Origin of the sequence: Vibrio sp. CUB2, assembly GCF_001557945.1 — a bacterium.
Lineage (GTDB): Bacteria > Pseudomonadota > Gammaproteobacteria > Enterobacterales > Vibrionaceae > Vibrio > Vibrio owensii.
This window is the reverse complement of the sequence record NZ_LNRB01000011.1, coordinates 77,847-91,321: the sequence shown is the minus strand read 5'-3', so window position 1 is coordinate 91,321 and position 13,475 is coordinate 77,847. Positions and strand designations below refer to the sequence as shown.

Genomic DNA, 13,475 nt, shown 5'->3' with positions numbered 1-13,475 from the left:
TCACTCCAAACTCATTTCCAGTGGTGTCGGTTCTGTCATGTGGCTGTGAGCGTTAGGTATCGAACGCAAAAAGGGAGAAAGCAAAGTGAGCCGTTCTTCACTCCAGCTAAGACAGGAACTAGTTTTGAACAGTGTTCTTTTTCTGAGGATTCTATGAGAAAAGCGTGGCGAGGTATTGTAAGGCTTGGTATGAGAGTGTCAGGATTCGCGGTCAGAGTGCGTACAGGAGAGAGGTATCGTGTCATATCCAAAACGCACTTATTTATAGCGATTAGATATATTCAATCCGATAAGAAAAAAAATTAGACGGTCTGATTAAGCTATCGAGAAAAGCTAATCTACGGATTTACTTGGTTTTTTATTAAAAGCAAAAGCCGAGCCTAACAGTAAATTAAAAATAAAATGGAAATTAATTAAAATTTTTCTGAAATTAATCTGACTCGCTATAGGTCTCTATACGTACCCTACATTAATCGAGTATTTGGAACTCGATATTTAAAAGGTAAGTAAGGAGCACATTATGAAACGTTTAATCACTCTAGCAAGTCTTATCGCATTAACCGCTACTCCAATCGCTGCTATTGCTGGTGGTTACCAATGGACTAATAACAGCAGAACCATTCATGGTAATGTTGTCGACAGTAAACAAGCCGCTTACGACATGGGCTTTGAAATGATTAAGAACTATCAAAGCAAGTCGTCAGCACAGCTAAGAGACGAATTCAAAAGCTCATTTGATATCGTAGACCGCCAGTCTTTCTCTATTACTAATGCGAAAGTAACAGTAGATGAATTCCTGCAAGATAACGGTCAAATCGCATACCAACCAATATTGAATGTGAAATACGAATACCGCATGCGTGAACCTGGTAATCGTTAATTAATTTATTCGCTAGCATTTATAACTCTATTGCCTGTTTAATCCTTGTTGTATATTCGTTCTATTATTTTTGGGGAGCATTTGCTCCCCTTTTTTATTATTAAATATATATTCCTGATGAATATGTTTCTTAAATATAATATCTCATAAATATTTTCTAACGCTCAGCGTAAGTTTTTCTAGCTCGTTGAATATTCGGTAGGTTTGTAAAGTGGTGACAAGGCACGGTTGTGTGCGTCACTTTTACAAAGGATATCGAATGACTCACCCTTCATATTGGTTTAAGCAAGCGCTTGAAATTGAGCAGCCAGAAACCGCTAAACCACTTCAACAAAATATCCAAGCAGATGTCGCTATTGTCGGCGGTGGTTACACAGGTCTTTGGACTGCGATCATGATCAAGCAGCAATCACCGGAAAAACAGGTGGTTGTGATTGAAAAAGGTTTGTGCGGCAGCGGTGCATCGGGCGCAAACGGCGGTTGTATGTTGACTTGGTCGACAAAGTTTCCGACCTTGAAACGCTTATTCGGCGAAGAACACGCAGCTTGGTTGGTAAAAGAGTCGGAACAAGCCGTGCTAGAGATTGACGACTTTTGTCAGCAGCACCACATCGATGCGCAATTATCTTTGAAAGGGGTTTATTACACTGCAACCAACCACGCTCAAACTGGGGGAATGCAGCCAGTAGTGGACGAGTTAAAGCGTTTAGAAGTGAATAGTTGGCGCTATTGCCAAGCTGAGGAGCTGCGTGCCAATGCGGGATCGCCGCGCAATATAGAGGGCTTTCACTCTCCTGTGGCAGCCAGCGTTCAACCTGCTTTATTGGCGAGAGGATTAAGATGCGTCGCAATAGAATTGGGTGTTGAGATCTATGAGAACACGCCGATGACGCGTTTAGATTATGGAAAACCTGCCACTGTCTGTACACCTACAGGAAATATTCAAGCGCAGCAGGTGGTGTTGGCATTAAACGCATGGATGGTGGAGCAGTTTAAGCAATTCAAAAGCAGTATCGTGGTGGTCTCTTCCGACATGGTGATCACCAAACCGCTTGGTGACGCGCTCTCTCAATCTGGTTGGCAGGCCGGTTCTAGCGTGTTGGATTCACGTATTTTCGTTCACTATTACCGAGATACGCCAGATGGCCGTTTGATGTTGGGGAAAGGCGGCAATCAGTTCTCTTTCAACAACCAAGTCAACGCAATGTTCAACAAGCCAACGCGCTATCAAGAGCTACTGCGTAAGTCGTTCGATAAGTTGTTTCCGCGCTTGAAAGGGGCTGAGTTCGCTTATTCATGGACGGGCGGTTCAGATCGCTCCGCAACTGGTTTTCCATTCTTCGGTGAGTTAGATAACCAAAGCAATATCTTTTATGGCTTTGGTTATTCAGGTAACGGGGTGGCGCAGACTCGAATGGGCGGAAAGATCTTATCTTCATTGGTACTGGGAATTGATAATGAATGGACGAAAAGCGGTTTAGCCAAAGGGCCGTTGGGGCATTTCCCGCCAGAGCCATTCCGATGGACGGGAGCAATGATGGTGCGCGACGCGGTACGTCGAAAAGAGGAAGCAGAAGATAACGAGCAGACGCCATTCATCTGGGATAAGTGGCTAGCAAAACTCGCGGGACCAGCAGGCAAAGCGGATAAGCTCGACTAAACTGAATATTTTGATCGCAAACAGATAGGGAAGAAGTGAAAGTGTTAGAGGCACCTCTTCCCTTTGTGTTAGCCTCAGTCTTTCAAGCTCAGATGCAAAAGGTGAGTAATAAAATGAAAGTATTCAGCAACTTTGACAGCGGCAGCATTCACGTAGTGAAAGCGGACGACAAAAACGACATCCAACTCAAAATTCCTAACGACAACATGTCGGAATTCTACCAGTGGTTCCACTTCCGTCTAGAGACAGAAGCCGAGCAATCACACACCATCAAACTTCTTGATCTTGCGAAATCGGCTTACCCAGAAGGTTGGCAAGGTTACGACGTGGTTGCGTCTTACGATCGTGAAGAGTGGTTCCGAGTACCGGCAGAGTTCGATGGCGACACGCTGACTTTCACTGTTATCCCTGAGCGCAGCTCAATTTACTTCGCGTACTTTGCTCCTTACACGTACGACCGTCACCTAGACCTGTTACACATGGCACAAAGCGCGCACCACTGCCAACTAGAGACGCTTGGCCATACGCTAGATGGCAATGACATGAGCTTGCTTACTTTCGGTGAGCCAGAAGAAGGCAAAAAGAAAATCTGGATGATTGCACGTCAGCACCCAGGTGAGACGATGGCGGAATGGTTCATGGAAGGCATGATCCAACGTCTGCTTGATGAGAACGACACGGTTGCGCGCGCATTGCTTGAAAAAGCAGTACTTTACGTTGTGCCAAACATGAACCCAGACGGCGGTGTGCGTGGTCACCTACGTACTAACGCGGTGGGCGTAAACCTAAACCGTGAGTGGCAAACGCCATCAATGGAAAAGAGTCCTGAAGTCTTCTTGGTTCGTGAGCGCATGCTAGAAACTGGCGTGGATATGTTCCTAGATATTCATGGTGATGAAGCTATCCCTTACAACTTTGTGGCGGGCTCTGAAGGTATTCCTTCTTATAACGAAGGCATGGCTGAGTTGGAAAACGCGTTTAAACAAGCACTTCTGACGATTACACCAGAGTTCCAAGACGAGATTGGTTACGACAAAGATGAACCGGGTAAAGCGAACCTAACCGTTGGCTCTAACTGGGTAGCAGAGCAATTCAAGTGTTTGTCTTACACGATTGAAATGCCATTCAAAGACAATAACAACCATCCAGACCCTCTGTACGGTTGGTCTCCTGAGCGTAGTGTTTTGTTTGGACAGGATGTTTTGGCTGCAACATTGGCGGTCTCTGACAAAATTTAACGCAATTCGTTCACAGCCCGTACTTTACGGGCTGTCTTTTCTGCCACTATTCTTTCCACGTTCTCTACTGACGAACTACTTTCTAAGCGCTTTAAACAAAAAATCTGCAATATCTGATGGTTATCTGAGTATCGATAAGAATTTTTTGTCGTGACGACAAAAATAATGATTTATTTTAGAGATGGTTATTCTGTTAAAGTCCGTTTCGAGATTCTTGTCACAAAACTCATATCATCTCATAGGGTTACCGATCCAGAGTTTGCGGTTGAAGTAGGCACAGCCGATTAAATTACTTTTTAGTTGCTATGTGATTACAAGATAGAATCCGGATAATTTTCGTCCCGGAATCTTGTACCTACAGAGGTTTGCTCATCGTTATCTCTCACTCCTGATGTGCTGGTTAAAGGCGTCAGTGATATTGTGGCAGATAGGTGCATCAAAATTCCAACCAACGCTCTTAATGGATGAATCCCGATTAAGGCGTCGCATGATGATGCGTTAATAGAGATTGTTGGCGTAGTTTTTAATCACTTGAAAACAGTGTAGGTTCTGAGTTTCCTAAAAACAGATTTTTCTGGGGAAAGTAATCGGGTCGCCTCGCATAAAGGAAAAATAATGAAAAAGATCGCTCTTGCAGTGGCTACCGTTCTAGCTGGTGGCGTAATGTCGAATGTTGCTCTTGCTGATACATACATCGGCGGCAAACTTGGTTACAACGCTCTAAACGACGCATGTCACCTAGACGCTCCATGTGATGACGACAGCTTCGCAGCTGGTATGCACATTGGTTACAACTTCAACGAATACGTTGCAGCTGAATACGGTGTTGATTACCTAGGTAACTTCACAGCTAACTTCAACAAAGCTGGCCTAAACACAGTTGACGGTGACCTATGGGCGCTAACTCTAGCTCCTAAGTTCAACCTTCCTCTAACTGATTCTTGGAACCTATTTGCTAAAGTAGGTGCTGCATACATGATGGCTGGTGACGAGAAAGATTTCGTACCAACTGGCTCTCTAGGTGCTGAATACCAAATCAACTACAACTGGAGCCTACGCGCTGAGTACCAACGTTACCAAGACATGTCTGATGACATCATCGACGACATGGATGCTGACTTCTTCGGTATCGGCTTCAACTACAAGTTCGGTTCTGAGCCAGTAGTTCAAGAAGAAGTAGTTGAAACTCGTCCAGCGACTCGCATCGTTGAGAACGAATACCCAGCTCAAACAGCAACAGTACAATTCGGCCTAGAAAGCGCTGAACTACAAGACGCTTCTGCGTTCAACGGTACTGTAGAGCTAATGAACACTTACCCACAAGCTCAAGTTGAAATCAACGGCTACAGTGACACAACTGGTTCTGAAGCTTACAACCAACAGCTAACAGAGAAGCGTGCACAAGCAGTTGCTGATCACTTCCAAGCTGAAGGTATCGCTGCAGACCGTATGACTGTTAAAGGTATGGGCGAAGCTAACCCAGTAGCTAGCAACGAAACTCGCGAAGGTCGTGAAGAGAACCGTCGTGTAGAAGTTGTTGTTCCTGCGTTCCAATACCAAACTGAAGAAGCTGCTCAATAATTCATTATTGAATCAGTAACTTTAAAAGCCAGCGTCTGACGCTGGCTTTTTTGTTTCCCTTCATTTATCTGTCACAGCTCCGTCATAGTATTTTCTTACTTGTTCGTCTGGAGCCTGATATGCAAAACCTACCGCCACTCAATTCTCTCAAAGCGTTTGAAGCAACCGCTCGATTGCAAAGCTTTACCAAGGCGGCAGAAGAGCTCAATGTCACCCGTGCGGCGGTCAGTCAGCAAGTTAAATCCCTCGAAGTGTACTTAGACGCCACCTTGTTTGAACGTAATGGTGCTCAGCTCAATCTCACTCAAGCTGCTCATGATTATTTACCTGTGGTAAGTCACGTCTTTCAGAGTTTATCTGCTGCGACTCAACATCTTTTCTCCCGACAAAAGCAAGCGCAGTTAACGTTACACGTGGCACACAGCTTTTGTTCTCAATGGCTAATGCCACGACTGGCGGATTTCCATCGCCAACATCCTAAAGTGAGCTTTAAAGTCTCTACCACCGCCAACGCAATGCCGAGCAACAGTGATATCGCTGATGTGGAGATCATCAATGGTTATGGCGATTGGCAGTCACAGCAAGCCATTCAACTGACGCAAGAAAACTGGATTGTGGTGGCAAGCCCAGGCTTTTTGCATCTGAATCCCATTTCTCACTTATCTGATCTTGCTCGCTTGCCTAAGTTGGCTACGGGAGGCTACCAAGAAACGTGGCAGGGTTGGTTAGCGTATCAAGGTGTTGAATGCAAAGGGGTGAAGCTCACAGGAGAGTTTGAGCACTCTCTGTTAGCGATTGAAGCTGCGGTGAATCAACTGGGCATTTTGCTTGTAAGAGATTTGTTGGTCGAGGATCATCTTCAGCAAGGCTCGTTGGTGCAAATCGGAGATTGGTCGATGCCAAGCCGAGGTGCGCATCACATGATTGTTCGCGGTGAAGAAAGGCCCCACGTGAAAGCATTTATCGGGTGGTTAAGGCAAAGTCTAGAAGCGCAATTTTAGGGCTCAATCACAAGACGGAAACGAACTGCGATTTATCTAACAATCTGAAACATTATCGGCCTCCATGAGTAAAGTTCGAGTGCTAAGATGACGAAGTACGTTTCATGTCGTCATCACTCACAGAGCGCACGCTCTGAGCATCAAGGAGCTGTAATGGAAGCGTTAGAAGGTGGCAGAGAGAATGCCATTTATCGTAAGGGAGAGCTCGTTAGCCGACCTGCCAGTCATTGGACTATGACGGTTCATCAATTACTCCAACATCTCCACAACCACGGCTTTGCCGCGTGTCCAAAAGCCGTCTCCATTGAAGGGGGAAAAGAGCTGCTGACTTTCGTTGAAGGCGAGACTTACAATTACCCGCTAGAAGGGTCAATTAGCTCGTTAACGGCACTGAAATCCGCCGCTAAGCTACTACGTCGTTTTCACGATGCCTCTGAAAGTTTTCTCAAGCTCAATACACAAGATGTCCATCACTGGATGCTGCCTTCACGCTCTCCAAAAGAGGTGATTTGCCATGGCGATTTCATGCCTTATAACGTCGCGTTAGAGGGCGATGTTGTGGTGGGGGTATTCGATTTTGATACCGCTCACCCAGCTCCTCGAATATGGGACATCGCTTTTTCTGTATATGGCTGGGCACCGTTCAAAACTGATGAAGACGACAAAATGGGGACGCTTGAGGAGCAAATTCGAAGAGCCAAGATCTTCTGTGATGCTTATGGCTGTACTCGATTAGAACGTGAAGAGTTGGTCGAGGTAATGACGTTGCGTTTGACGGCGTTAGTAGACCACATGCGGTCAATGGCTGCGAAGGGCGATGCTCAGTTCCAAGCCAATATGGAGGACTGTCACCACACCGCTTACTTGCAAGATATTGAGTACATTAATAAGCATCACCAAGCCATTACGCTTGGGGTACTCGGTGAAATCAAATTTTAATCTGGCTTTGAATGCTGCTTAATGATGGATTGAATCACGTCAAACAACCATTGGTTTTGTGGATCATGCTGCTGAGAACGTCGGCAGCTCATCACAAAGCTCACGCCAAGTTCCAGCCCGTTTGGTAGCTCGATACTGCGACATGATTCAGGAACGTTACCACTCATGGTAATACCGAAATGGTCGGTGTTCATGATAATGCTGTGAATCATCGCAGGGTGCTCAATCTCAACTTTGGGTTCAACGTGAAAACCGATGTTTCTCAATCGATCCAACAGCGGGTATTTGTGATCGTTCCACCCCGGTGTTTTGAACAGAACAAAGGTGTAATCGCTTAGAGATTGAAAGTCTTGCGCAGGATGATCTTCTTTCACAAAGAAGACGGCTTTCCCTCGACCAAGTTCTTTTTGAGCGATGGATTGAGGCAGGTCTTCATCAAAGTAGTGAATAGCAATGGCATTCTCACCTTCAATGATGCGATTGCGCGCATCCGCCCCCCATCTTAAAAAGGCATAGCTGGCGTGCGGTGCTTGCTTAAGTAGTTCGAGATAAAGCTTGTCACCGAATCGATCCCAAAACAGTGTGTTGGCGTAGATTGCAACTTCGCCCGTAAATGAATCTGGTGAAAACTGCTGTGGCTTAATGGCGTCTGCACTGGCGAGGATCTGTTCAAAGTGAGGCATGTTGGCTTCAATAAACGAGGTCGGCTCAAAGCCATTTTTGGTTTGAATGAACAAAGGATCGTCCAGTTGCGCTTTCATCTTGGTTAAGTTCTTACTGATGGCACCTGAGGTTTTCCCCATTGATTCTGCCACTAAACGAACGTTACGCAGCTCATACATGCGCTTTAATACCAAGACGTTTTGCATATCTAGATTCATTGTCATTCTTTTACTCCAGCCAACGTTGCCACGGCATCATAACTCCGCCTCTTATAAAAAAAGACAGGGGATGGTCAATTCTAAGTTTATGGCAGAAAAGCATTTTTTGACCGAGGATTTCCATTTGGTAAATTCGGGTTTTCCTCGTGCTACTTTGGAACTGTTGCTACAGTTTCTTCATCGAAACGATGTACCACAAATAATCGAGGTGACGTATGAAAAAACTAATCGCACTAGTAGGCTTAATGGCTTGTTCAATGAATGTAGCATTCGCTGGCGATGGCTCATACACGGGTACCATTGATATGGCTACTAGCCAAACAAACCAAGTTAATGTGGAGCGCGCGGATTCTAACCTGACTCTTAAAGGTCGTAATGACGCTACTTACGGTGGCGTGATGATTCAAACAGACGCTTCCAACCAACCGATTCAATTGCGCGGCCGTCGCGACTAAGTAATCGAAACCATCCCCCGCTTTCAATGCCGCGTCTAACGCGGCATTGTTGTTTTTGGTCGATGGCAAGCCAAATTCAACAGAAATCTTTGATAGCTTTTGTTTATCGATAAATAAAAATTAATTGTTGAAATCTTAATTACCGTTTTTGTGTGTCTAAATGATATTGATTCTCATTTGTGTGGACGTATGATTCTTCTCATCGACTAGAGAGGAATATCGTCATGAGTAATGTATCGATAAATAATGCATCCATACATTTAGATGCTGCCACAACATCAAAAGTTTCGGCATTCAATAAAATCAAACGCAAAATGCTGATGTTAGGCCCGGCGTTTATTGCGGCGATTGGTTACATCGACCCAGGCAACTTTGCGACAAATATTGAATCAGGATCTTCATTTGGTTACCAGCTACTTTGGGTAGTGCTATGGGCAAACCTAATGGCGATGTTGATTCAGTATTTATCCGCCAAGCTAGGTATCGTAACAGGCAAAAACCTAGCAGAGCATCTACGTGACCACTTACCAAATAAATGGGCGGTGGGCTTCTACTGGATCCAAGCTGAAATCATCGCGATAGCAACAGACCTTGCCGAGTTTATCGGTGCAGCAGTCGGCTTTCAGTTGGTGTTTGGAATTAGCTTAATGGAAGGTGCGATGATCACTGCGGTAGCAACCGTGATGATTTTGATGCTTAACCAGAAAGGTCAAAAACCGCTAGAAGTCGTGATTGGTTCACTTTTGATGTTGGTGGCGGTTATCTACATTGCTGAACTGTTTTTTGCGCACCCTGCAGGCGGTGAGATGGTGAAAGGTCTGTTAACCCCAACCTTTACGGATTCCCATCAAATCTACCTTGCTGCGGGCATTCTGGGCGCGACCGTAATGCCTCACGTGATTTATCTTCATTCGCATTGTTTAAAAACAGCTATGGCGAAAGCATCAAAACTCGCCTTCGTACCACTCGCTTTGATGTGTTGATTGCGATGGTAATTGCAGGTTTTGTGAATATCGCAATTGTGGCGATGGCCGCAGCCGTATTCCATTACTCAGGCAACCAACATGTGGCGGAAATTGAAACGGCATACATGACACTAACGCCATTGGTAGGTAAAGCCGCATCTGTGTTGTTTGGCGTCTCGTTGATTGCTTCAGGCTTGTCTTCTACCGTCGTAGGCACAATGGCAGGTCAGGTGGTGATGCAAGGCTTTGTACGCTTCTCTATTCCAATGTGGGTACGACGCTTTATTACTATGGCACCTTCGTTTGTGGTGATTGGTTTGGGCATGAACACCACCGATATCTTGGTGATGAGCCAAGTGGTATTGAGCTTCGGTATTGCGCTGGCGATTATCCCATTGCTTATCTTTACCAACAGCGAACGCTTGATGGGTGAGTTCAAAAACAACAAATGGGTCTCTTACGCAGGTATGGTTATCGTTACTTTGGTACTGGCACTCAACGGCTATTTGATGGTTACCTTAACCGCTTAATGGTTTCTCCCTCCTTTTCTCTGTCGATAAAAAAACGGAAGCCACTTGGCTTCCGTTTTTTGTTTGATGCTGAGAGAGAATTAGTTTTGCTCAACCACTTCCAATTCAGCTTCACTTTGTTTTGCCGCTTCAAGCATCTTACGAATGATGAACGATGCACCAAGTGCGATAGCCACCATTACCACCGCTAAGATAGTCAGCAGTTGGAAGTAGTCACCGTAAACGTGTTGTACGATTTCTTGCGTGATCTCTTGGCCTTTCTCTAGTGCGATAGACGTAGAGAACGCAGCACCGACGATACCACTTAGCGCGATTGCTACAGAGAACAAGCTTACTGAGAAGTTTTCGATGTGCTTAGGGGCTACAGACAGAATGAACGCAACAACCATTGAACCTACGATAACTTCCGCAATTGCTTGGAAGAAGTGAATCGCTAGGAAGATTTCAGGCATGATGATAACGTCTTCGCCAACAGTCGTTACTGCGAACGTTAGGATGCCGAATGCGATAGCGGTTAGCACGAATGCTAATGCAATCTTAGTCGCTGTTGATAGGTGAATATCGCGTTTTTCCAGCATGCCAAAGAAGCCAGCAACGATAGGGCCACCAACCATACACCATAGTGGGTTCATTGCCATTGCTGCTTCAGGCTCTAGAGGGATGAAGCCAAATAGAGAACCTTTCAGAGTGTTGATCGCTACCATGTTCATTGAAGTCATCATTTGACCGTAGTAAACGAAGAAACACGTGGTTAGGAAGGTAACGATAAGGATAGTACCCATCTTCAATGATTCTGCTTTGCTTGCTTTCAACATCAAAGAAACAAAGTAAAGAATCGCTGCACCGCCGATGGCGTAAACGATGTTTTGACCGATATCCATGTTAGAGAACATGAAGAATACCAGTGCAATCATTGCCGCTGAGATGATCGCGAAGAAAATCCAGTTCTTCATGCTTACGCTTTGACGATCCAGATCCGAAGCAACGCCAACCAAGCCTTTGCGGAACACAAGTAGCATCACCAATGCGGCGCCAGCCATCACTGCTGAAATAGTAAAACCACCATTAAAGCCGATGATAAGCACAATCATAGGGAACAAGTATTGGCCTAGGAAAGCGCCCACGTTGTTCACTGAGTAGTTGATTGGGTAGCCTTTCTCGAAGTCTTCTTGTGACTTAAAGGTACGTTTGTACAAGCTAGGGTAAGAAGGAGACATCAAACCACGGCCGTAACTTGCTAGCGCGATACCACACATTGAAAGTGGTACGTTGGTTGCCGAAGCACCAAGATCAAGCAGTACGTAGCCAGATGCGAATGCTAAGAAGGCAATCGATAGAGAGCGGTAAGCACCTAAAAATTTGTCAGCGATAAAGCCGCCAGCAATCGCAAATAGAGGGCCAATCGCCGAAAATGCACCGACGATCATCATGGTATCAGCTTCGTTGTAATTCAGATCCTCTAAGAAGAAACGCGTCAGACTGACTAACACGCCGTAAAATGATAAGCCAAACATCATTTGGCAGAACATCATAGATTTATTTAGTTTATTCCACATAATTAAATACTCACTATTGCGAGAAAGGTAGTTATTATTTCTGTTAAATGTTACTTAAACGCTATGTTACATATTGAAACAATTGTCGCATAAAACGAAATTAATGCACTAAAATTTCTAATGCGAAACGTTTGCCTCGCTAATGTGTTGTTCTAGATCAACTGAAAATTATGTGAATAAATGACTAAAAAATAACAATTTATAAGACTATTATTCTTTTGTGTTTTTTAAGGTTTTGAAAAGTCGCTGAATTAATAAGCAGAATGAAGAGAAGCGAGAGGTAGGCTGATTTTTATACACGAACAAAGGCGTTGGCGGAATTTTGTCCGCCAACAATGAAAAATATTAATTAGCAAAAACTGATATAAAGTATGCTATTCGCATGGTGGGGCCATATGAATCACCGCGAGTCCTCCAAGTGATGTCTCACGATATTTCTTATTCATGTCTTTGCCCGTCTGGTACATGGTTTCGATAACTTTATCTAATGAAATAAGGCATTTGCTGGTGCGTTTCAGTGCCATGCGTGATGCGTTAATGGCCTTCATCGCGCCCATCGCGTTTCGCTCAATACACGGCACCTGAACTAGACCGCCTATTGGGTCGCAGGTCATGCCTAGTGAGTGCTCCATGGCGATCTCTGCGGCAATACAGATTTGTTCATTGCTGCCTCCACGCAGTGCCGTTAAGCCTGCGGCCGCCATCGAAGAAGATACGCCGACTTCGCCTTGGCACCCGACCTCTGCCCCTGAGATGGAAGCGTTGGTTTTGTACAAGATGCCAATCGCCCCCGCCACGGCTAAGAAGTCTTTCAGTTGCTTGTTATCGAGCTCTTTAATGAAGCGATGGTAGTACATAAGCACGGCAGGAATAACACCAGCAGCACCGTTGGTTGGCGACGTCACTACCTGACCACCTGCGGCGTTCTCTTCACTTACTGCAAAGGCAAACAGGTTAATCCAGTCCATGATCTCCATTGGATCGTTCTCGACTGCTGCATTGGCTTCGAGTTTTTTGAGTAGGTTTGGCGCTCGGCGCGTTACGTTCAACCCACCTTCGAGAATCCCTTCGGTATCAAAGCCTCGTTGCATGCACAGCGACATCACTTTCCAGATTTGTTCGGCTTTTTGATCGATCTCTTCCTGTTCACGGAAGGTACGCTCGTTTTGCAGAATCATTCCACCTAAGCTGAATCCGTTTTGCTCCGCTTTTTCTAGCATTTCATCGGCGGATTTGAATGGATAAGGTACCTGTACTTCCGCTTCGGAACTGCCATTTTCCAACTCGGCTGCGGTTGCAATAAAGCCACCACCGATAGAGTAGTAAGTTTCAAACGCCACCTGATCACCAGCAGCATCATAAGCCGTGATGGTCATGCCATTTTCATGAAGAGGGAGGTTATCACTGTGGAAGACAATATCGTGCTCATAGCTAAACACGATTTCATGAACACCTGCGACCGAGAGTGTGCCATGTTCAATGGTATGTTGCAGTGCACTCTTGGCGCTGGTCATTTTAATGGTATCGGGCTTATTGCCCATCAAACCAAGGACGGTGGCACGGTCTGTATGGTGGCCTTTGCCAGTCAGCGATAAAGAACCGTAAAGGTCAACTTGCACCTTATGCACTTTCGCCATAGAGTCGCTAAGTAATTGAGTGAAATGGTAACCTGCGAGCATTGGGCCATTGGTGTGGGAACTGGATGGACCGACACCGACCTTAAAAATATCGAAAATCGACAGCATAATTGACTTCCTTTCTCTGCGGACCTTTGTTCAGGTCTCTAGAA

10 protein-coding genes and 1 pseudogene are annotated in these 13,475 nt (G+C 45.3%); 8 read left to right on the top strand and 3 right to left on the bottom strand.

Annotation, left to right across the window (positions count from 1 at the left end):
* Nucleotides 1–520 precede the first annotated feature (520 nt).
* The 6 genes from ATB78_RS18245 to ATB78_RS18220 all read left to right on the top strand — a co-directional run bounded on the left by ATB78_RS18245 (nucleotide 521) and on the right by ATB78_RS18220 (nucleotide 7,299).
* Nucleotides 521–880, top strand: coding sequence for a DUF3316 domain-containing protein (locus ATB78_RS18245; protein ID WP_005442378.1), 360 nt, complete (start codon nucleotides 521–523; stop codon nucleotides 878–880).
* Nucleotides 881–1,139: 259 nt separating this feature from the next.
* Nucleotides 1,140–2,540: an FAD-dependent oxidoreductase gene (locus ATB78_RS18240; protein WP_061009707.1), complete on the top strand. Its 1,401-nt coding sequence runs from the start codon at nucleotides 1,140–1,142 to the stop codon at nucleotides 2,538–2,540.
* Nucleotides 2,541–2,653: 113 nt separating this feature from the next.
* Nucleotides 2,654–3,778: a M14-type cytosolic carboxypeptidase gene (locus ATB78_RS18235; protein ID WP_061009706.1), complete on the top strand. Its 1,125-nt coding sequence runs from the start codon at nucleotides 2,654–2,656 to the stop codon at nucleotides 3,776–3,778.
* A 615-nt stretch (nucleotides 3,779–4,393) separates the two neighbouring features.
* Nucleotides 4,394–5,359 carry an OmpA family protein gene (locus ATB78_RS18230; RefSeq protein ID WP_045413387.1) on the top strand — a complete coding sequence of 322 codons (966 nt, stop codon included), beginning with the start codon at nucleotides 4,394–4,396 and terminating at the stop codon, nucleotides 5,357–5,359.
* Nucleotides 5,360–5,478: 119 nt separating this feature from the next.
* Entirely contained in the window at nucleotides 5,479–6,360 is an 882-nt protein-coding gene (locus tag ATB78_RS18225) for a LysR substrate-binding domain-containing protein (RefSeq protein WP_061009703.1), read from the top strand.
* A gap of 153 nt (nucleotides 6,361–6,513) precedes the next feature.
* A complete protein-coding gene (locus tag ATB78_RS18220; RefSeq protein ID WP_061009701.1) occupies nucleotides 6,514–7,299 on the top strand; it encodes an aminoglycoside phosphotransferase family protein in 786 nt (261 codons plus the stop codon).
* On the opposite strand, the gene ATB78_RS18215 is transcribed toward ATB78_RS18220, so the two are convergent.
* A complete protein-coding gene (locus ATB78_RS18215; protein ID WP_005443668.1) occupies nucleotides 7,296–8,186 on the bottom strand; it encodes a LysR family transcriptional regulator in 891 nt (296 codons plus the stop codon). The two genes, ATB78_RS18220 and ATB78_RS18215, sit on opposite strands and share 4 nt — an antisense overlap.
* Before the next feature lie 209 nt (nucleotides 8,187–8,395).
* Here ATB78_RS18215 and ATB78_RS18210 point away from each other — a divergent pair, with 209 nt between their 5' ends.
* Complete coding sequence (locus ATB78_RS18210; protein ID WP_009705043.1) at nucleotides 8,396–8,635, top strand: hypothetical protein; 240 nt, start codon at nucleotides 8,396–8,398, stop codon at nucleotides 8,633–8,635.
* Nucleotides 8,636–8,859: 224 nt separating this feature from the next.
* Nucleotides 8,860–10,130 (top strand): annotated as a pseudogene (locus tag ATB78_RS18205) (Nramp family divalent metal transporter).
* An 80-nt stretch (nucleotides 10,131–10,210) separates the two neighbouring features.
* Here the strand turns inward: ATB78_RS18205 and ATB78_RS18200 are convergent.
* On the bottom strand, nucleotides 10,211–11,686 hold the full coding sequence (locus ATB78_RS18200) for an MFS transporter (RefSeq protein WP_061009699.1): 1,476 nt from the start codon (nucleotides 11,684–11,686) through the stop codon (nucleotides 10,211–10,213).
* Between the two features lie 374 nt (nucleotides 11,687–12,060).
* The gene (locus ATB78_RS18195) at nucleotides 12,061–13,431 is read right to left on the bottom strand and encodes an L-serine ammonia-lyase (protein ID WP_061009697.1); all 1,371 of its coding nucleotides are present in this window, start codon (nucleotides 13,429–13,431) and stop codon (nucleotides 12,061–12,063) included.
* Nucleotides 13,432–13,475 lie beyond the last annotated feature (44 nt).

Coding starts and splice junctions, on each gene's coding strand:
- ATB78_RS18245 (WP_005442378.1), top strand. CDS start 521: ATGAAACGTTTAATCACTCTAGCAAGTCTTATCGCATTAACCGCTACT.
- ATB78_RS18240 (WP_061009707.1), top strand. CDS start 1,140: ATGACTCACCCTTCATATTGGTTTAAGCAAGCGCTTGAAATTGAGCAG.
- ATB78_RS18235 (WP_061009706.1), top strand. CDS start 2,654: ATGAAAGTATTCAGCAACTTTGACAGCGGCAGCATTCACGTAGTGAAA.
- ATB78_RS18230 (WP_045413387.1), top strand. CDS start 4,394: ATGAAAAAGATCGCTCTTGCAGTGGCTACCGTTCTAGCTGGTGGCGTA.
- ATB78_RS18225 (WP_061009703.1), top strand. CDS start 5,479: ATGCAAAACCTACCGCCACTCAATTCTCTCAAAGCGTTTGAAGCAACC.
- ATB78_RS18220 (WP_061009701.1), top strand. CDS start 6,514: ATGGAAGCGTTAGAAGGTGGCAGAGAGAATGCCATTTATCGTAAGGGA.
- ATB78_RS18215 (WP_005443668.1), bottom strand. CDS start 8,186: ATGACAATGAATCTAGATATGCAAAACGTCTTGGTATTAAAGCGCATG.
- ATB78_RS18210 (WP_009705043.1), top strand. CDS start 8,396: ATGAAAAAACTAATCGCACTAGTAGGCTTAATGGCTTGTTCAATGAAT.
- ATB78_RS18200 (WP_061009699.1), bottom strand. CDS start 11,686: ATGTGGAATAAACTAAATAAATCTATGATGTTCTGCCAAATGATGTTT.
- ATB78_RS18195 (WP_061009697.1), bottom strand. CDS start 13,431: ATGCTGTCGATTTTCGATATTTTTAAGGTCGGTGTCGGTCCATCCAGT.